16 protein-coding genes are annotated in these 19,243 nt (G+C 43.8%); all 16 read right to left on the bottom strand.

From position 1 onward, the window contains the following. Window positions 1-75: 75 nt before the first annotated feature. Complete coding sequence (locus tag J9317_RS09850; protein WP_211558216.1) at window positions 76-993, bottom strand: dipeptidase; 918 nt, start codon at window positions 991-993, stop codon at window positions 76-78. A 121-nt stretch (window positions 994-1,114) separates the two neighbouring features. Beyond that, window positions 1,115-1,375 (bottom strand): stage V sporulation protein SpoVS, encoded by a 261-nt coding sequence (spoVS, locus tag J9317_RS09845; RefSeq protein ID WP_010193268.1) that lies wholly within the window; start codon window positions 1,373-1,375, stop codon window positions 1,115-1,117. Window positions 1,376-1,556: 181 nt separating this feature from the next. Continuing rightward, the gene (locus tag J9317_RS09840; protein ID WP_211558215.1) at window positions 1,557-2,351 is read right to left on the bottom strand and encodes a TIGR00282 family metallophosphoesterase; all 795 of its coding nucleotides are present in this window, start codon (window positions 2,349-2,351) and stop codon (window positions 1,557-1,559) included. A gap of 336 nt (window positions 2,352-2,687) precedes the next feature. Next, window positions 2,688-4,247, bottom strand: coding sequence for a ribonuclease Y (gene rny / locus J9317_RS09835; RefSeq protein WP_035411728.1), 1,560 nt, complete (start codon window positions 4,245-4,247; stop codon window positions 2,688-2,690). A 359-nt stretch (window positions 4,248-4,606) separates the two neighbouring features. Continuing rightward, window positions 4,607-5,647 carry a recombinase RecA gene (gene recA / locus J9317_RS09830; RefSeq protein ID WP_211558214.1) on the bottom strand — a complete coding sequence of 347 codons (1,041 nt, stop codon included), beginning with the start codon at window positions 5,645-5,647 and terminating at the stop codon, window positions 4,607-4,609. A 289-nt stretch (window positions 5,648-5,936) separates the two neighbouring features. After that, window positions 5,937-7,190, bottom strand: a complete 1,254-nt coding sequence (locus tag J9317_RS09825) for a competence/damage-inducible protein A (protein WP_211558213.1) — start codon at window positions 7,188-7,190, stop codon at window positions 5,937-5,939. A 17-nt stretch (window positions 7,191-7,207) separates the two neighbouring features. After that, window positions 7,208-7,786, bottom strand: coding sequence for a CDP-diacylglycerol--glycerol-3-phosphate 3-phosphatidyltransferase (pgsA, locus tag J9317_RS09820; protein WP_211558211.1), 579 nt, complete (start codon window positions 7,784-7,786; stop codon window positions 7,208-7,210). A 76-nt stretch (window positions 7,787-7,862) separates the two neighbouring features. After that, window positions 7,863-8,753, bottom strand: coding sequence for a helix-turn-helix domain-containing protein (locus J9317_RS09815; protein WP_211558209.1), 891 nt, complete (start codon window positions 8,751-8,753; stop codon window positions 7,863-7,865). An 18-nt stretch (window positions 8,754-8,771) separates the two neighbouring features. After that, window positions 8,772-9,563, bottom strand: coding sequence for a DUF3388 domain-containing protein (locus tag J9317_RS09810; protein ID WP_211558207.1), 792 nt, complete (start codon window positions 9,561-9,563; stop codon window positions 8,772-8,774). Window positions 9,564-9,904: 341 nt separating this feature from the next. After that, on the bottom strand, window positions 9,905-10,171 hold the full coding sequence (locus tag J9317_RS09805; RefSeq protein WP_035411740.1) for a DUF3243 domain-containing protein: 267 nt from the start codon (window positions 10,169-10,171) through the stop codon (window positions 9,905-9,907). 86 nt (window positions 10,172-10,257) lie between these two features. Further along, a complete protein-coding gene (gene ymfI / locus J9317_RS09800; RefSeq protein ID WP_211558205.1) occupies window positions 10,258-10,977 on the bottom strand; it encodes an elongation factor P 5-aminopentanone reductase in 720 nt (239 codons plus the stop codon). Between the two features lie 57 nt (window positions 10,978-11,034). Continuing rightward, window positions 11,035-12,333 carry an EF-P 5-aminopentanol modification-associated protein YfmH gene (gene yfmH, locus J9317_RS09795; protein ID WP_211558203.1) on the bottom strand — a complete coding sequence of 433 codons (1,299 nt, stop codon included), beginning with the start codon at window positions 12,331-12,333 and terminating at the stop codon, window positions 11,035-11,037. Next, window positions 12,326-13,615 carry an EF-P 5-aminopentanol modification-associated protein YfmF gene (gene yfmF / locus J9317_RS09790; RefSeq protein ID WP_211558201.1) on the bottom strand — a complete coding sequence of 430 codons (1,290 nt, stop codon included), beginning with the start codon at window positions 13,613-13,615 and terminating at the stop codon, window positions 12,326-12,328. Before yfmF ends, yfmH begins: the two co-directional genes overlap by 8 nt. Window positions 13,616-14,114: 499 nt before the next feature. Then, window positions 14,115-17,234 carry an MMPL family transporter gene (locus J9317_RS09785; protein ID WP_211558199.1) on the bottom strand — a complete coding sequence of 1,040 codons (3,120 nt, stop codon included), beginning with the start codon at window positions 17,232-17,234 and terminating at the stop codon, window positions 14,115-14,117. Then, window positions 17,231-17,689 carry a MarR family winged helix-turn-helix transcriptional regulator gene (locus tag J9317_RS09780; RefSeq protein WP_211558197.1) on the bottom strand — a complete coding sequence of 153 codons (459 nt, stop codon included), beginning with the start codon at window positions 17,687-17,689 and terminating at the stop codon, window positions 17,231-17,233. Before J9317_RS09780 ends, J9317_RS09785 begins: the two co-directional genes overlap by 4 nt. 283 nt (window positions 17,690-17,972) lie before the next feature. After that, window positions 17,973-19,193 (bottom strand): bacillibactin exporter BcbE, encoded by a 1,221-nt coding sequence (gene bcbE, locus J9317_RS09775; RefSeq protein ID WP_249292105.1) that lies wholly within the window; start codon window positions 19,191-19,193, stop codon window positions 17,973-17,975. Window positions 19,194-19,243 lie beyond the last annotated feature (50 nt).

Below are 19,243 nucleotides of genomic sequence, written 5' to 3'. Positions count from 1 at the left end.
AATATGTAGTAAACGCTTCCCATTTTAGACTGACTAGCATCATATTACAATAAGTTTTTTAATTTTTTAGAATATTTAAAACGGAATGCGGCCGGCAAAGTTCTGAAAAACAATCCCATCTGCCACTTCAGCGGAATAGCGTTTGTATATTTCATTCAGCAGGTTATCATATTCTTCATATCCGTTAAGGCCGGGAACGGTATCACTTATCCCATCGAAATCAGATCCAAGGCCGGTGTGCTTTTCCCCGCCTAAAGAACAAATGTGTTCTAAATGATTTAACAGCATGCTGATGCTCGGATCTTTGCTGATAAAGTCTGGAACAAAGGTAATTCCGATCGGAGCATCCCGATCAATGAGCGTCTTAATTTGGCTGTCACGTAAATTTCGGGGATGAGGAAGCAGTGAATAGGCATTCGAATGGGTCGCGGTGACATGATCCGCAGCTTCCATGACATCCCAAAAGCTTCTTTCACTTAAATGCGAAACATCAATCCAAGCGTTTAGTTCGTTCAAGGAATCAACGAACGTCTTCCCGAGCAGGCTGAGTCCTGCGTTCCTCTTCTCTAAAGCTCCGTCAGCAAACAAATTGGCATAATTCCATGTGAGATTATAGATTCTGACCCCATGTTTATGCAGCAAAGAAACACGATCCAGCTGGTTTCCGATACAGTCGCATCCCTCCAGTGAGAGGATGATGCCAATCTCCTCATCTTCCAGCTGGTCCTGCTGCTTTCCTGCAGTCAAAAGCTTAAACTGGGGATACGGCTTTAAAATCTTCTCGTACAGTATGCGGATTTGTGCCATCGCTGCTCCGAACTGCTGGTCAGCGGGGAGATTTGCAGGTATATATATAGCAAGACATTGAATTTTCGCGTTGAATTGAATAAGTTTTTCCAAATTCGTGTGAAGCCCGCTGCCATCCCATGGATTGATTGAGGGATCCAGCCATAGCTTCAGGAGCATATCACAATGCGCATCAAAAATTTTCATTCAGCCATTCCTCCGAATGCTAAAATAAGAGGCTGCCGGCTCCCTGGGCATGTCCCTGCCGCTGCCGCAAAAATTGGGCAAGCGGGGGACTTCCCGGGCCGGTCAGCCTCCATCTTATAAATCAGCGAGGTTCTACAATTAGTTTAATCGCAGTCCGCTCTTCACCATCAATCAGAATATCTGTAAAAGCTGGAATACAAATTAAATCGACTCCACTCGGGGCTACAAAACCTCTGGCAATTGCTACGGCTTTAACCGCCTGATTAAGCGCACCCGCTCCGATGGCTTGAATCTCAGCGCCTCCGCGTTCACGCAATACTCCGGCAAGCGCTCCAGCTACGGAATTAGGATTAGACTTAGCTGAAACTTTTAATATCTCCATTACTGATTTCCCCCTTATTCATTACCAAGGATCGTGAGTGATCATTGGAACAGCTGTTGTTGGATCTTGTTCAAAACGCATCCCCTGGACTTTGAACAAAAATGGCTAATCATTCCATTACTACATATATTCACTAACGTGAAGCCGTATTCCTGCCTTAACAGCCGTTTTTTCGAAAAATTCAATCAAAATAAGGGTGATCATCATTGATTGCAATCCTTTTAATCGACTGAGCCATACCAGTTTTGCTGTCAAGCTTAATCACGACTCCGCTAAGCTGGGTGCGGCCCTCCGCCACTTCAAATCTTGTCGGGAGACTCGTTAAAAATCTTCTGATAACCGGCTCCTGCTCAACTCCCAGAATCCCATCATATGGTCCTGTCATGCCTGCATCTGAGATATAGGCAGTGCCCTTAGTCAATATGCGTTCATCCGCTGTCTGAACATGTGTGTGGGTACCCACTACGGCAGAGACTCTACCATCTAAATACCATCCCATGGCCTGTTTTTCACTTGTAGCTTCACCATGAAAATCCACGAAAATATAAGGTGTTCTTTTTCTGGCCTGTTCAACCAGCTCATCAGCTTTTCTGAACGGACAGTCAATTGCCGGCAAAAAAGTCCGGCCCTGCAGATTAATAACGGCTACTTCTTTATTACCCATTTTTTGAAAAAACATGCCATTTCCCGGTGTACCTTCCGGATAATTGGCCGGTCTAATCAAATTGGGTGTCTTGTCTATGTAATCCGTAATCTCCCGTTTATCCCATGTATGGTTACCCATTGTTACTACCTGGGCTCCTGCTTGAATCAGCTCATGGAAATTTTTTTCAGTCAGTCCTTTTCCATGCGCCGCATTTTCTCCATTAACGATTACTGCATCTGGCTTGTAATTAGACTTCAATCTGGGAAGATACGTTTTAAGCATCTCTCTTCCCGGAGATCCAACAATATCTCCAATAAATAAAATATTCATAGTATACCGATTCCTTTCCTATTTGAGCTTTGCTTTTAAAGAACGGCTTTATAGGCCGGTTGATTTACGTTTCAGGCAGGGGTTGAAAACCCCATGCCATATTTGGGGCTGCAGGGTTTCCCGGGTTGATTTTATGCAAAATTCTTGCACCTTCCGCTTCAATAAAAAGAGTACTTTATCAGAGCTAAAGAATAAAAGCGTCCTCCACCGGACGCAGTGTATTTGCTGTTTATTATATCCCTTAAAAAAGAAAAAAAATAAAGCGGCGCAATGCACCGCTTTATTTTGCCCGGCCGTGCAGTCATCCAAAACAAGGATACTGTGCACGCTGAGCCTTTATTTTGCGTATTCAACGGCTCGAGTTTCTCTGATAACCGTAACTTTTATGTGTCCAGGATAATCGAGCTCTTCTTCGATCCTCTTGCGGATATCCCGTGCCAGTCTGTGGGCCTGAAGATCATCAATCGTATCCGGCTTAACCATAATTCTGACTTCACGGCCTGCCTGGATGGCGAAGGACTTCTCTACACCTTCATATGATTCAGAGATCTCTTCAAGCTTCTCAAGCCTGCGGATATAGTTTTCAAGGGTTTCGCTTCGAGCGCCTGGTCTAGCAGCAGATAGAGCATCAGCTGCTGCGACGATTACAGCAATGATTGAAGTTGGTTCCTGGTCACCATGGTGGGATGCAATACTGTTGATAACAACAGGATGCTCTTTGTATTTTCCAGCAAGCTCAACTCCAATTTCGACATGGCTTCCCTCTACTTCATGGTCGATTGCTTTTCCGATATCATGAAGCAGACCTGCGCGCTTAGCAAGCGTGATGTCTTCTCCAAGCTCGGCAGCCATTAGACCGGATAGATGAGCTACCTCCATTGAGTGCTTCAGTACATTTTGACCATAGCTTGTTCTGAACTTCAAGCGGCCCAGAATTTTGATCAGGTCAGGATGCAGTCCGTGCACTCCCACTTCAAAGGTCGTTTGCTCACCGACTTCCCGGATATACTCATCAACCTCGCGGCGGGATTTCTCCACCATCTCTTCAATCCTTGCCGGGTGAATACGGCCGTCCTGAACAAGCTTGTCCAAGGCGATTCTCGCCGTCTCTCTGCGGATTGGATCGAAGCCGGAGAGGATTACCGCTTCAGGCGTATCATCGATAATTAAATCGATTCCAGTAAGTGTCTCAAGCGTACGGATGTTTCGTCCCTCACGGCCAATAATACGGCCCTTCATTTCATCATTCGGAAGATTTACAACTGACACAGTTGTTTCTGCCACATGATCAGCAGCGCAGCGCTGCAGCGCAAGTGAAAGAATCTCTTTTGCCCGTTTGTCTGCTTCTTCCTTCGCACGTGTCTCACTCTCTTTAATAAGAACAGCGAGATCATGGGAAAGCTCGTTTTCAAGCTTGTCAAGAATGATTTGTCTGGCGGATTCCCTTGTTAAGCCTGATACCCGCTCAAGCTCTGTTTGCTGCCTGCGAACCATCTCATCCACTTTGCTTTCCGTCTCTTCAATATGTTGTTGTCTTTCAGCTAGAGAGTTTTCCTTACGATCCAGAACAGCTTCTCTTTTGTCTAGAGAATCATCCTTTCGATCAAGGTTTTCCTCCTTTTGCAATAACCGGTTTTCTTGTTTTTGTAGCTCGTTTCGACGATCACGAATTTCTTGTTCGGCATCTGTACGAAGCTTATGAATTTCATCTTTTGCTTCAAGCATCGCTTCTTTCTTAGCTGCTTCAGCTTCGCGTTTTCCATCTTCAAGAATCTGCTCGGCGGCACTCTTTGCCCCGGCAATTTTCGCTTCGGCAATCGATTTGCGAACAAAATAGCCAACAACTACACCTACGATAAGGCCAAGCAAAATGGAGATGATTAGTGTTGCGTCCATTATCTCACCTCCTCTTGCTATGAACATTTCTTGCTCGAATAATGTGTCGGCACGTACATTGTTTCATTGGGTCTCAATATACTGCACATGTTTTCTTTAGGATGATTTTAGTTAGCAGCTAAAGGCAAGCCAAATGGTTGCTTTAGCCAAAATCATCAGGTTCTTTGTTAAAAAATACTAAAAATAAAACAAAATACACAATTTCATTGTATAGTTGTGAAAAATACTTGTCAAGCCAGTCATCTTGCCCTTTTTGTCCGCTTCCTGCCGAATAGTCTGCTTTTCATTCAAAATGGGTCTGAAAACAGAAAGAAAGAGGGAGAACATCCCTCTTTCCGCTGGTAATATATCGGATCAGATCAGTCTTCGAGTTCGAACAGTTCCTCTTCCTCTTCAGGAGGAGCTTCTGCTGTTGCATCGAGATTGTAGTGATCTCTAATTTGCTGATGGATGACAGTAGCGATGTGTGGATTTTCCTTCAAAAAGATTTTAGCATTTTCACGTCCCTGGCCAAGACGCTCTTCATTGTAGGAATACCAGGATCCGCTCTTCTGAACGATATCAAGGTCTGTTCCCATATCGATGATTTCCCCTTCTCTGGAAATCCCCAGGCCATACATGATGTCTACTTCTGCCGTTCTGAACGGAGGAGCCACTTTGTTTTTTACAACCTTGATTTTTGTTTTATTTCCCATTACATCATTGCCTTGCTTAAGCTGCTCGGCACGGCGGACTTCCAGACGGACGGAGGAATAGAATTTCAATGCTCGTCCACCCGGAGTTGTTTCAGGATTTCCGAACATAACGCCTACTTTTTCACGGATTTGGTTAATAAAGATGGCAATTGTCTTGGATTTGCTGATTGCACCGGACAGTTTTCTTAGTGCCTGCGACATTAGACGCGCCTGAAGACCTACATGGGAGTCTCCCATTTCCCCTTCTATCTCTGCCTTTGGAACAAGCGCAGCAACCGAGTCAATAACAAGAATGTCTACTGCACCGCTTCGTACAAGCGCTTCTGCAATTTCAAGCGCCTGCTCGCCGGTATCCGGCTGCGACAGAAGAAGTTCGTCAATATTTACGCCAAGCTTTTGTGCGTAAACCGGGTCAAGAGCATGCTCAGCATCAATAAATGCAGCTTGTCCTCCCTGACGCTGAACTTCAGCGATTGCATGCAGAGCTACCGTTGTTTTACCAGAGCTCTCAGGTCCGTATGTTTCAATTATACGGCCGCGCGGATATCCGCCTATACCCAGTGCAACATCCAGTGCCAGCGATCCGCTTGGAACAGTCGAAACTTTACGGTCCGTCTGTTCTCCAAGCTTCATAATGGAACCTTTACCAAATTGTTTTTCTATCTGTTTAAGCGCCATATCAAGGGCGGCTTGACGATCATTCATGTAACGTTCCTCCTCTAATCTTTAACCTATCATTACTATATCTCTTTTTATATCATTTGCCAAGAAAAAAGTCGAACACTTATTCGTTTTTTTCTGTTTATGGTGTTTGAAAATAGGTTTTTTCCATAGTGAAAAATGGATTTTCAAATGGGTTATTCTTTTAAAAAAGCTTTTTCCGCAAACACCTGTCCCGCTGCTCCCGCAGGAGTCTCATGCCTTCCGCCCCAATCAACAGGTGTCAAAAAATCAACACCATGCTTTAACATAGCCAAATAAAAAAACACACAGCTTAGATGGCTGTATGTTTTTCAAGGTGCTTCATCAAGAGCCTGCAGCCGTATTTGACGGTTCTTTTTCTGATTCCGTCTCTGCTGCCTGCAAGCTTAAGTTCATGAACCTCAGTCTGAGCTTCAGAGGCAATTCCGATATAAACGGTTCCGACAGGCTGATTATCCATCGGTTCCGGACCTGCTACTCCTGTAAAACTGATGCCAATATCGCTCTCTGCCAAACGGCGGATGTTCTCCGCCATCTCCCTCGCACACTGCCTGCTGACTGCACCGTGGTTTTCAAGAGTTTCAGGCTTTACCCTCAGGAGGTTCTGCTTCACTGAGTTGGAATAGCATACAATTCCGCCCTTCAGCACACTCGAAGTTCCTTTCACTGTGGTCAGCTGTTCTGAGAACAGTCCGCCAGTCAGACTTTCTGCTGATGAAATGGTGATTTTCCTCTCAATCAGCTGGTCCGTCACTTCCTGGAGAAGGCTTGTGCTTTCATAGCCGTAAAAATAATCGCCGACCCGCGCATTAATAGTTTGCTCCAATTCATTCAAAAGCTGGGTCGCTGTAGTGGCCTCTTTATGCCTGGCTGTCAATCTCAGCGTTACTTCGCCGTCTCCTGCCAAAGGAGCGATCGTCGGGTTTGTCTGCCCGTCAATCAGGTCCTCAAGGTCTGCTTCGAGCTGTGATTCTCCAATTCCGAAATACCGCAGCACTCTGGACATGATTTTTTCCTGTTCGCCCAGCAGCTCCAAGAGATAAGGACGGGCATAGTTGGAGAACATCGGCCTCATTTCAGAAGGGGGCCCGGGCATTAGGATATATACAATTCCATCTGCTTCGAGAGCCATCCCCGGCGCCATTCCTGTATCATTTTTTAAAATATGGGCCCCTTCGAGGACAAGTGCCTGTTTTCTGTTATTTTCAGTCATCGTCCGGTTTACCTTTTTAAAATAATCCTCGATTGATGACATGGCTTCATCATCTGTGACCAAATTGACATTTAAATGCGAAGCGATCGTTTCTTTCGTTAAATCATCTTTTGTCGGTCCAAGCCCGCCAGTGAAGATAATGACATTAGATCTGGATTGAGCAACTTCAATGGCTGCTCTCAGCCGGCCGGCGTTGTCACCGGTTACGGTATGGTAATACGTATTAAAGCCCATTTCTGCAAGTTCGCCTGATATGAACTGTGCATTGGAGTTGACAATTTGTCCGAGAAGAAGCTCGGATCCTACGGCGATGATTTCTGTTTTCGTATTCATAACAAGCTCCTTTTCTATTACTTAGAGTTTAAGAAAGCATTCTTGTTTTTAGCGAAATAATCCCAGCCTGAAATAATAGTAAAGAAGACGGCCACCCAAAGGGCAATTTGGGCAAAAGGAATATGCAGCGGTTCAAACGGAAAGTTGTTAAGCAAAAGGGCAGAAATGGCAATAATTTGGGTCCATGTTTTGATTTTGCCAAGCGAGTTAGCAGCTACTACTTCTCCTTCATTGGCCAAAATCAGTCTAAGCCCTGTCACTGCAAATTCTCTGCTGATAATGATAATTACCATCCAGGCAGGTGCAAGCCCCATCTCTACAAGGATGATAAGAGCTGCGGAAACAAGCAGCTTATCCGCAAGCGGGTCCAGAAACTTTCCAAGGTTTGTTACGAGATTGTATTTCCGGGCATAGTACCCGTCAATCCAATCTGTAACGGAAGCGATAATAAACAGCATGGCCCCTGTGAACTGTGAAGCGGGCATTTCAGTGCCTAAAATCGTTACCATACCCCAATCAAAAGGAAAAAGCATGATAAACATAAACACCGGGATGAGCAAAATACGTGAAACCGTTATTTTATTAGGTAAATTCATTTGTTTCTACTCCTTCATCGGGATCTGTTTTTAAGAAGATCCTCTGCAAACTTTTAATAAATGGCAAGAAAAGCCATCAAGAAGATGACTTTTCTGCTTTTGTATACGTAATGGTAATGGATTGTGTCATCTTTTTAGAAGGGTCAATTACGTATTTCAGAGGTTCTCCGTTTACTTTAATGTCTGTATTCGGCATGTTTCCAATACGTATTTTAACTTCATTTTCATTGCTTGCATCAATTTTTTGCATTTTCCCGCTATTTAGCACCCCGGAAAAAAAGGATTTGCCTTTGCTGTTTTTGACACCGATCCAAGTAGATCCTTTTGCAGAAATTTCAATTTCCAGTTTCTCCGCTCCTGAAACAGCATAGGTGGAAGAAGCTGTACCGGTGCTTTTGCCGCTGATTGCCTGCTTGGGAGCAGGCGGTTCTATTTTGGCCGGTTCAGGCTGAGGCTCGGGCTTCTCTTCAGCTTTTTCGCTCGTTTCCTTGTTTTTCAATGATTCATCCATCTTCACTTCTGAACTGATTGATTCTGACTCTGACTTCGGCTTTGCAGCCTTTTCACTTCCGCTGTTATTCTGATTAACCATCCAAATAACGACTGCAGCCGCGACAATTAGGAGGATAATCAGAATTTTCGGCAGCAGGTCAATTGCTTTTGATGCGCTTTCCGGAAGTTCTCTTTGCGTCTGCACCCTTGAAAGCTGGCCGGGCAATTCGTCCTGGCCGCTGTCCGGAACATCCTTTTTATACTCTTCAAACAGCTGATCAGGATCCAGTCCGACAGCTTCAGCATACTGCTTAATAAAAGCACGAACGTAAAATTGGCCAGGCATAATTTTATAATTGCCCTCTTCAATTCCGACCAGGTATCTTTTTTGGATCTTCGTCATCGTTTGCAAATCGTCCAAAGTTAATTGCTTTTCTTCCCTCGCTTGCTTAAGGCGATTTCCTAATTCACTCAACCGTAACACCTTCCATAATTAAAAATCAAATCCAGAAAAAGCCGACTGATCGAGCATTTCCGGCTCTTCAGCGTCTTCATATGTAATTTCTTCATCCGGGTCGTTTCGAAGCTCGATGATATAATCAAAGTCTTCCAAAGTGTATTCCGTGTTCTGGACAAACACATCTGGGTGTTCCACAATTTTTGTTGCGGAAAGGCGCATTATCTCACGTACAAGCTGCAAATGCCGTTCTGTCCCTCTCCGGGTTGAAACAATTCCATCAATAATAAACAAATTATTGGCATCGTATTCATCAGCGATAAGCTGGCTTCGAAGCGTCTGTTTTAAAAGGGTTGAGGAAACAAAGAGCCACCTTTTATTAGCACACACACTTGAAGCTACGATCGATTCCGTTTTTCCCACTCTAGGCATTCCGCGGATTCCAATCAGCTTATGGCCGTCCTGCTTCATCAATTCTGCGAGGAAATCTACAAGCAAACCTAGTTCATCACGAACAAATCGGAAGGTCTTTTTATCATCTGCATCACGCTGTATATAACGTCCGTGTCTGATCGCAAGCCGGTCTCGAAGCTTCGGCTTCCTTAGTTTAGTCACAGTAATTGTATCCATTGTATGTAAAATCGATTCAAGACGTTTAATCTGGTCGTTATGTTCACATTTTAGCAGGAGTCCACGACGGGAGTCGTCAACACCATTAATCGTCACAATATTTATGGAAAGCATACCCAGCAGGGAAGAAACATCCCCCAGTAAACCAGGCCGGTTTTTCTGGATTTCATATTCCAAGTACCATTCTTCCTTTTGCAAGGAGAATCCCCCTTTCGATTGAGGCGAAATGTACCTATAAGATTATAATAAAGCATTTCCTCGTAATAAGAAAGAATAATTCCCTAAACCTCTTAATGCAGGAAGAAGCTGGCTAAGGATCTTCGAATTAAAATAAACCTTCTTTTTTGATTACGGACCAGGAACTTAATCTTCAGAGGGCCGGCCGAAAGCCTTCTCAGAGCTTTAAGCATGAGAGGTCTCCCTTAACCTGCTCTTTCAAAGGAGTCTTAAATAAACTGCCCCAGCCGGTAAGTGTTCAAAAAGTCTGCAAGTTATCTTAACAATGCCAAATAAAAAAAGAGAGGCAGCGCCTCCCTTTTTTAGTGCGTTCCTTCAGTTCCGTTGTTGCCGACAAGCTTCACCATCATGTTCGCAATCGCATGCTGCTCTTCTTCACTTGCAACGCTCCATAAATCAGCAAGAACTTTTTCCTGATCATTTTTGGAGTCTACTTGGTTTGCAAGGTATCCGCCGATTTCATAAGCAAGTCCAGAAACCGTTTCACGGCTCATCCCGCTGTTTTCAGCATGATGAAGACGATCTCCAAGGAAATTCTTCCATGAATCCCAATTATTCAATACGGACATTGTTCATTCCTCCAGTCCAAAAAATTGATTACAAGGTTAGTTTTGCTGATTTACGTGTTTTTATGCACCATTCCCCGCTTTTTTCCTCAATCCCATCCGCCATTGACAGAGAGGATGTGGCCGGTTATGTATGATGATTTTTCCGATGCTAAAAAACAGACGGCATCTGCAATTTCTTCCGGTCTGCCGATTCTGCCAGCAGGAATGTCTTCAGCCATTTCCCGCAAATCTTCTTCAGTGAAGTTGCTTAGCATACCGGTGTCTACAGCTCCCGGAGAAACTGCGTTTACGCGGATGCCGCTTGGCGCAAGCTCTTTTGCCAGCGCTTTTACGAATGTATTCTGCCCGCCTTTTACCATTGAATACAGCACTTCACAAGAGGCCCCTTTTTCACCCCAAATGGAAGTAATCGCAACAATGGATCCTTTTTTGGCAGCAACCATATCCGGAATCAGGGATTTTGCAAGGAGAAACGGACTTGTAACATGAAGCTGGACCTGCGCTTGAATTTCTTCATCATCCAGATCCGTTATAAGACCATAAGGAGCCGTTCCGCTGGACAGAACAAGGAGCTGAATCGGATGGCTGATTTTACCGAGGACCCCATTTACCCCGTCTTTTGTGGACAAATCACCCTGTACCGTCAAACAGCTGATACCTTTATTCTCAAGCTCCTTTTTCAGGTGCTCCGCCTTGTCCTTATTGCGGTGATAATGCAAATACAAATTCCAGCCTTCATCCGCAAGCTTTGCGGCAATTCTGGACCCTATTCCCCCGCTTGCTCCAGTAATAAGCGCATATTTCAACTTTGTATACCTCCTTGCACAAGAATACCGGCTGATGTCAGCCGGTATTCAAAAAAATTATTTGTCTTCCTTTTTTGGAACAACCGTAAAGACGGTCATTTGCTTTTCATCTGCGAACTGCTGTAAAAGAGCATCCGCATCCTGCTTTGTTATCTGCTCGAGAACCGGTACAACATCAAACAGGTTCATATCATTGAATGCATAGCGGGTGAATTGATTGGCAATGTACTCAGGAGAATTGACGGAACGCAGAAATGCTCCAATCCTTTTTTTGATCGCTGTATTCAGCCGTTCCTGATCCAAGCCCTCTTCCCTAGCTTTGAATAAAATTTCTTTTGTTTGCTTGGCAAGCTCCTCCGGCTGATCGGTATCTCCGCCAATCATCGCAAATCCGAAGGTCTCCTCTTCCGTGTAATCATAGCTGAAGGTATCATCTATTAAACCGTTGCTGTACATGGTTTGGAAATGACTGGAGCTTTTCCCGAAGAGCACATCAAGCACCAGGTTAGCCGTCAATTCTTTTTTAAGAAGCTCTTCCCCGGATAAACCGGTCTCTTTTGCCTTGATGCCAACGAGGCATTTCGAAGACTGAACGTTCATTGGAAGCTTTTCGTCCTTTTTATCCACCTCTGCTTTTTCAGAGAGTTCGGGACGCTTAATGGTTTGAGGCTCTTCAAACGTTTTCTTTTTCTGATTTTCTCTAACCTGCTTTAAAACACCCTCAGGATCAACCGGACCGGTAACAAAAAGCAGCATATTGCTCGGATGATAAAACGTATGGTAGCACTCATACAGCAAATCCTTCGTGATATGAGAAATAGATTCAACTGTACCGGCGATATCAATTTTCACAGGATGCTTTTCATACATGTTTTCAATTAATCCGAAATATAAACGCCAGTCCGGGTTATCATCATACATGTTGATTTCCTGTCCGATGATTCCCTTTTCTTTTTCTACTGACTTTTCTGTAAAATAAGGCTCCTGAACGAAATCAATTAACGTTTCCAGGTTTTTCTCGGCATCTGAGGTGCTTGAGAACAAGTAAGCGGTTCGTGTAAACGATGTAAAGGCATTAGAGGATGCCCCTTGCTTGCCGAATTGCTGAAAAACATCCCCATCTTCTTTTTCAAAAAGCTTATGCTCAAGAAAATGCGCAATTCCATCCGGAACCTTTTTCATTTCTTCCTGTCCAAGAGGCACAAATTCGTTATCGATGGAACCATATTTGGTGGTAAAGGTTGCATAAGTCTTATTAAATCCTTTTTTGGGCAGTACATAAACATTTAATCCATTGTCCATTTTTTCATGATACAGCTCTTCCTGAAGCTGCTCAAACTGTATAGGCTTACCCATTGTTTTGTGCCCCCTTTCCTTTAAGGAAATAAATGGTATCCAGCTCGATTTTAGACGCTGATTCCACTACCTCTTCTTTCGTAACATGGCTGATGCCATCTAATAGCTCATCAAATGTACGTTCAGAGTTGGCTGCAACATTCTGATACAGAATTTCGCTTAGTCCATAGCTCGTATCGATGGTTTCCAAAAGCTGATTTCTGATGACGCCCTTTGTCTGATTCAAGTCATCATCCGTAAAATCGCCATTCTTCATCGCTGCCATCTGCTCTTTAATTATAGAGACAGCATGATCATAGTTACCCACTTCAATACCTGACATGACCATTAAGAGACCTTTATGGGATTCAACCCTTGAAGCAGCATAGTACGCAAGACTTGCTTTTTCCCTCACATTTATGAACAGCTTGGAATGAGAGAATCCGCCGAAAATCCCATTAAAAACCTGAAGTGCAAAATACGAATCATCGTTATACAAACAGTTGGTCCGGTATCCGATATTTAATTTCCCCTGCTTAACGTCTTCTTCTTCAATGACCTCTTTTTCCTCAACATGCTGCTTGCTTGCTTGTTCGGTTTCAGGATAGGCGTGGGTGTTGGCAGAGAAATCAAAATATTTCTTTACCATTTCCCCCGCAGCATCTTCCTCAAAATCTCCAATCAGGTATAAATCAAGCTTATCTTCTTTAAGGACCTGCTGGTAATACTCATAAACATTTTCCGCAGTCAGATCATCAGCCTGATCCTTCTCTCCGTTTACATGCAGAGCGTAAGGCTCATTTTTGCACATTTCCTGCACGAGCCTGAGATTGGAATATCTCATTTTATCATCGTAAGCAGCCTGGATCCGCTGCTTGAGCGTCCGTATTTCTTCCTTCACTATTCCTTCATCAAAAGCGCTGCCCTTTAATAGCGGACGAAGCAGGATATCCGACAGGAGACTGATTGCCTCTTCAAACAATGGCGTTTTCTCGGATAAAAATTTTTCATTGGCTACTTCCATCCGGAACGTGATAATTTGATTTTCCCCTTTTTTGGAAAGGTCCGCGAACAGGGATGCTCCATAAAGTTCATCCAGGTGATTTCGAAGATCGCCCGTCGTACGGAACCTTTCTGTTGCCCTTTGAAGAACAAAAGGAAGAATCGCGCGTTTTGTTACATTTTCTTTTTTGAGGGGAGCCATCATCTTTAGGACGAGGGTGTTCGTTTTGTATTTATCCGTTTTTACGGTATGAACGGTTATTCCATTCAGTTTTGTTTGCTTTTCCTGAAAAAAAGACATACATTCACTCCTCAGTTTAAGGATTATCCTTTGTAGTTTAGCCTTTTTTGATTTAAATGAGTCCATTCGTACCAGTAATTATACCAAGTAGAGGAACATTTAGGAAATAAGGAGACTTTAGCTTAAACATTCCTGCTTTTCTTATTTAAGTTCTATTAAATTTCCGTCCGACTCTTAACGACTTTCACTCAAATCAGCAAAAGAGCCTATGCTAAAAATGTGATTGTCCAGAAAGCAGTTAATAAAGCTTAAAAATAGTTTGGCTATGGCTGATTCCCGCTGCAGATCGTCAGCGGCCACCGGGGCGCGCGGTTAGCATCCGCCGCGCAAGCCCTGCGGGGTCTCAACTCCCGCTGCTCTTAGCAGGAGGCGCGCACACCAATCAGCCTAACCATATTGTTCAAAGTACCTATACAAAAAAACAACCCCTGGGCAGCGTCCCAGGGGTTTAATTTCAATACAAGTCCCTCAACAGGACAATTAAAACAGTTTCATTATTTTAAGATTCGCGTTTTCCCATAAACGGCCACCAATTGGCCTTATCAAATGTCCTGACCATAACAGGAACAAAGATTGGCAGGATGACAAAGGCATATAAAATCAGTCCTGTCAGTACGAGGGTTGCAATCTGCAGCAAAGAAAGCACTCCAGACGGCAGCATCGCAGCGAAAGTACCGGCTAAAATAATGGCTGCCGAAATAATGACGGTCCCCATATTGCGCATGGCAGTAATCATCGCTGATTTTACGTCCATTTCCCTATATTCATTAAACCGGTCCATTAGGAAGATCGAATAATCAATCCCGAGAGCCATTAGTATTACAAACCCAAAGAATGGAACGGCCCAGTTGATCCCGTCATACCCGAGCAAATCTACAAAGATCCATTCAGAAATAGCACTGGATGAATAGTACGTTATAAGCAGGGAGCCAACAAGGTAAACCGGCATAACAAATGATTTCAGGAGAATGATCAAAATGATCAGAATCGCTGTAATCATAAATAAAACCGTTCTGTTATAATCAGCGTCCGAAATTTGCTTTAAATCCGCATATGTGCTGGTCACACCCGAGACACCCACTGTAGCGTTCTCAAGCTTTGTGCCTTTTACAGCACGTTTCACAGCTTCTTCAACTTCGTCCATTTTGGCTAGGGCATCATTTGAATATGGATTTACTTTTAAAACAACATCCATTGTTGTCAATGTTTTATCTTCTGACATATATTCATTAAATACCTGCTGAAAATCCTTATTCTTCAGAACATCATCAGGCAAATACCATCCATCTGCATTTGAACTTGATAGTCCGTCCAAATAAGTTTCCGCCTCATTTAATCCGCCGGAAACTTGATTTAATCCGTTGACGCTATCATTCAGGCCTTTCGTCAAAGAGCCAAGCTGTGTGGAAAACGGACTTAGACCGTTTTTTAAATCCGTCTGCCCTTCAGCAAGCATCCCCGCTCCCGCTTGTAGTTTAGGAAGCTCGCTGATGACTTTGTTTTGACCGCTGGATGCAGCTTTCAGCCCATCAGATAACTGGCCTAATCCGGCTGAAAGCTGTACAAGTCCTTTTTGAAACTCTTTTTGCCCTTTATTCACTTCAGCAAGACCGGCATTCGCTTTTTTAAGCTCCGGCAAAGCCGCTTTTAATCCTGATGACAGTTTTTCTGTCGCACCGCTTAGTTCGGTAAATCCTTTTTCCAATCCAAGCACCGTTCCATATACAAGCTGATAGTCCGGGTCATTTTGAATGTTTGGATATGCCGGATTTGCAGCGAGCCTGTTCAGCGGCTCTTTCATTCCCAATAAAGCTGCCTGTGAGCTTTTTACACCTTCATCAACAGCCGTCAAACCGTCTGATAACTGACCAAGCTGTTTCCCCGCTTCTTCATAACCTGCGAGAATGGCACTGCTTCCTTTAATCAGCTGATCGACGCTGTTTTTAGCTGTATCCACTTGTTTTTTTATTTCCAGCGAACCGGCCGATCCTTGATTCATCCCATTTTCAATTTGCTTTAGTGCCGTTTCAATTTCACCGACCCCGCTCTGCAAATCCGTTGATCCCTTAATCAGCTGATCAATTCCTGAGGTAGCTTCCTTCAGCTTCGGTTCGGAACCTGATAGTTGCTTTGACGCCTCATTCAGGCCCTCTCCAATTTTTTGAATTCCATCATTTCCTCTTTGAATCCCTTTGCCGAGCTCTTCAGCTTGACTGGCTACCTCTAAATCCTTGAGCTCATCGCCGAGCGGTCTGGTTGCGCTCCTAACCTTGTCAATGTCTTCAATTTGCTCAAGATCCCCGCTTATTTTCTCGATGGTTGCCAGATTTTCTTTATTGTTCAGCGGCTGGTCATCCTTAATAACAATCGTTGCGGGCAGAGATTCACCCGGTCCGAAGCTATCGGAAATCATATTAAACGCCTTTACTGATTCATATCTATCCCCAATTTCATCAAGTGAATTGAAAGAAAGGCTCCCATCATACTTGATAAGCGCAGGGGAAATGATTGCAGCAATGATTAGCAGTGCCGCGATTGGCCTTTTGAAGGAAAAACGGCCTGCCCACTCCCAAGACCGGCTTTCAGCATGCTTAATATTGCCTTTAAGGGGCCAAAACAGATTATTGCCGAGCACCATCATAAAGAAAGGAACAATCGTCACTAACGCCACAATCAGGAAGGCAATTCCTACTGCCACTGCAACAGCTGACTGATACAGCTTAAATTCCGCAAATGCGATGGACGCGAAACCTGCAAATACAGCAAGGCCGCTGAAAATAACTGTCCTTCCTGCCGTCTTGAACGTTTTGATGATTGCCTCCGTCTTTTCTACCCCGTGACCTAGTTCCTCCTTAAAACGGCTGAGAAGCAGAATGCAATAATCTGTTCCGATTCCGAACATGACGGCAACCATAAAGATTTGCGTAAAGGTTGAAAGAGGAAAATTGAAATATTCCACTAAATAAGATACAACAGACTGACTCACTAAGTAAGCAACACCTACTGTAACCAGGGGGATAACCGGGGCGATCAGAGACCGGAAAACAAGAATCAGCACAACCAGAATGAAGGCAATGGTAATGTACTCCGTTTTCTTTAATCCCTCCTGTGAGCTGTCAACTACGTCTTTATCGATCAGTTCGCTGCCGGTCATGTAAGAGTCGACTTTGTATTGCTTCAGTTCCTTGCGAATACCGTCAGCCATTTCGGGAACCGTTTTCTTGCTGTCTTCCAGTGTTACGGCTGCAAGAATGGTTTTCCCATCAGAAGACACCATTTGTTTTTCCAGTTCTTTATTATCAAAATGGGTCGTGATGGACTGGATGTTTAACTCTTTGCGGTTTTTTTCTAAGTCTTTCACTGCTTTTTGGATTTCACTTACAGCTGAGGCACTGAGCTTTTTGTTATCATGGAAAACAAGGGCAAGCGCCGCTCCCTCGCCTTCAGACTGATTTTCAAGAAGATCACCCGCTACCGATGATGAGTAGCCGTCAGGAACGGATATTTGTCCTTTTTCCGCAACGAGATCTCCCATATTCGGTGCAGTCATCATAAGAACAGCCGCTGCCGCTATCCAGAATACAAGCAGAATCCATCTTAACTTGATAATTCCTCTCATTGTTCATTTCCCCGTTCTTTTTCCGCCATACTGGCAGAGATTTTTTCAAACACGGTTAAAAAAGTATCGATCTCTTCCTCGGACAGCTCAGTCAAATAACTGGAAACATATTTTTGTATTTGCTGTTCCCCTTTTTCATACACGATCCGCCCTTTGCCGGTGCTCTCCAGAAAAACGTTCCGGCGGTCCTTTTCATCACGGATTCTTTCGACTAATCCTTTTTGAACCAAACGTTCAATCATGGCCGAAATTGCACTTTTATTTACTCCGCACATATCCGCAAGCATCGTTGCCTGGCAATTGGGATATATGGTGATGTAACGCAGGATCTGATACTGCTCTATGGTAATATCATCCAGTACTTTTTCTGTGACAATAGCCGTTACCCTTTTTGCCGCAAAAAAATAAACCTCCTCATACCTATGTATAAAGGCTTTAATTTTTTCTTCCTCCAATATAGTTCACCTCTTTAACCATTCACTACATAAACTATTAAAAAGGGAGACAGGCATTACTGTCAAGAATTAATTGGCTGTGAAATTTGCATACAAAAAACCCCCCTTTTCATTAGAGGAGTTTTCTATTTAAGCTCTTCCGCAAAATTTGTACTGACTTCAAGCTTCCGCGTATCATCAGCAGCTATAAACTATTTTTAAACAAACCTTGACTGGAACGATGAAGCAGGAAAAAACAGCCCCTCCTGACGAAAATGAGCTTCTCTGCAAACGCAAGCCTGCTTCATGTAGTTTTCAGTTTGGCTGACTGATTTTTGTCCTGCGGTTTTATAAAGAACAATCCGATCAAAAGTGCAAGGAAACTAAAGCCGATTGAGACATAGTAAATCCAGTGCTCTGATCTTGGCATGATGGCAGCATATAAAGGCGGCCCGGCAGCAACACCGATAAATCTCATGGAGCTGTAAAAGGAAGTAATCGTCCCCCTGTGCTCCTGTTCAATTCCCTCTGTGATCAGCGCATCTAAGGATGGAAGAGCAATGCCTATTCCTATTCCGCTTAATACGAGAAAAACAATCAAAAAGGAAAACGTATGCTGAAGGCGAATCGCTACAAAGGATAAAGCCAGCAGCGCCATTCCAAATGAAATAAGCATTTTCATCAAGTGCTTTTTGTTCCCGATTTTTTTCCCGGCAACATATGAGCTGATGGACAGCGCAAGGAGTGGAATAGCCAGCATAAAGCCTTTAGCCACCCCATCAATTCCATATTTGTTCTCAAGTGTGTCGGAGAGGTAAAAAAGAATGCCGAATAGAACAAGCATAATAATTCCGCCAATGGCAAAAATGGCATATAGCCACCTGCCGCTTTTCTTAAAAATTACCTTCACACATTGCAAAAATTCTTTGAAGGTCTGTGTTTCTTTATCCTTCTTTGGAACTTTAACTAAAAAGAAAACAAGCAGTACCCCCGCAATGCTGAAAAACGGAATAAACCAAAAAGGCATGTACCATACAAAGCTTGCTAAAAATGCCCCTATTATCGGACTTAGCACCTTTCCAGCGGTATTCGCCGTTTCAATCAATCCAAGACCTGAACTGATTTGCTCATCATCCTCAAACAGATCGCCGATTAATGGAATGACTACAGGCGCCGCTCCAGCGGAACCGACCCCCTGAAGAATTCTGCCTGCCAATATCCACATAAACGGATTTCCGGCATTTGTGGAAGCCCAGGCAGACAACGCTCCTCCAGCCCCGGCAATGAGAAGACAGGGAACGATAACCGTTTTTCTTCCAATCCGGTCTGACAGGTAGCCTGCAAGCGGGATGAGCAAAATTGCTACGATTGAATAAACCGTGATGATAAGTGAGACCTGAAAAGAGCTGATTCCCAGTTCCTTCTGAATAGCCGGGAGAACCGGAATCAGCATTGAATTTCCAAGTGTCATGACGAGCGGCACGGAGGAAAGTGCAAGTAAATTTAATTTGTTCGAATCTGCCATATCATTCACCCTGCTTATTTATTCGATAACAACATTGTTCCGTAAGTGCA

It is taken from the genome of Metabacillus flavus (genome assembly GCF_018283675.1).
Lineage (GTDB): Bacteria > Bacillota > Bacilli > Bacillales > Bacillaceae > Metabacillus_B > Metabacillus_B flavus.
The sequence above is the reverse complement of the archived record's forward strand: the minus strand, read 5'-3'. Positions and strand labels throughout refer to the sequence as shown.

Bases quoted from the DNA above. Each gene is read 5' to 3' on its own strand.
- J9317_RS09850 (WP_211558216.1), bottom strand. From the start codon at position 993: ATGAAAATTTTTGATGCGCATTGTGATATGCTCCTGAAGCTATGGCTG.
- spoVS (WP_010193268.1), bottom strand. From the start codon at position 1,375: ATGGAGATATTAAAAGTTTCAGCTAAGTCTAATCCTAATTCCGTAGCT.
- J9317_RS09840 (WP_211558215.1), bottom strand. From the start codon at position 2,351: ATGAATATTTTATTTATTGGAGATATTGTTGGATCTCCGGGAAGAGAG.
- rny (WP_035411728.1), bottom strand. From the start codon at position 4,247: ATGGACGCAACACTAATCATCTCCATTTTGCTTGGCCTTATCGTAGGT.
- recA (WP_211558214.1), bottom strand. From the start codon at position 5,647: ATGAATGATCGTCAAGCCGCCCTTGATATGGCGCTTAAACAGATAGAA.
- J9317_RS09825 (WP_211558213.1), bottom strand. From the start codon at position 7,190: ATGAATACGAAAACAGAAATCATCGCCGTAGGATCCGAGCTTCTTCTC.
- pgsA (WP_211558211.1), bottom strand. From the start codon at position 7,786: ATGAATTTACCTAATAAAATAACGGTTTCACGTATTTTGCTCATCCCG.
- J9317_RS09805 (WP_035411740.1), bottom strand. From the start codon at position 10,171: ATGTCCGTATTGAATAATTGGGATTCATGGAAGAATTTCCTTGGAGAT.
- yfmH (WP_211558203.1), bottom strand. From the start codon at position 12,333: ATGGGTAAGCCTATACAGTTTGAGCAGCTTCAGGAAGAGCTGTATCAT.
- yfmF (WP_211558201.1), bottom strand. From the start codon at position 13,615: ATGTCTTTTTTTCAGGAAAAGCAAACAAAACTGAATGGAATAACCGTT.
- J9317_RS09785 (WP_211558199.1), bottom strand. From the start codon at position 17,234: ATGAGAGGAATTATCAAGTTAAGATGGATTCTGCTTGTATTCTGGATA.
- bcbE (WP_249292105.1), bottom strand. From the start codon at position 19,193: ATGGCAGATTCGAACAAATTAAATTTACTTGCACTTTCCTCCGTGCCG.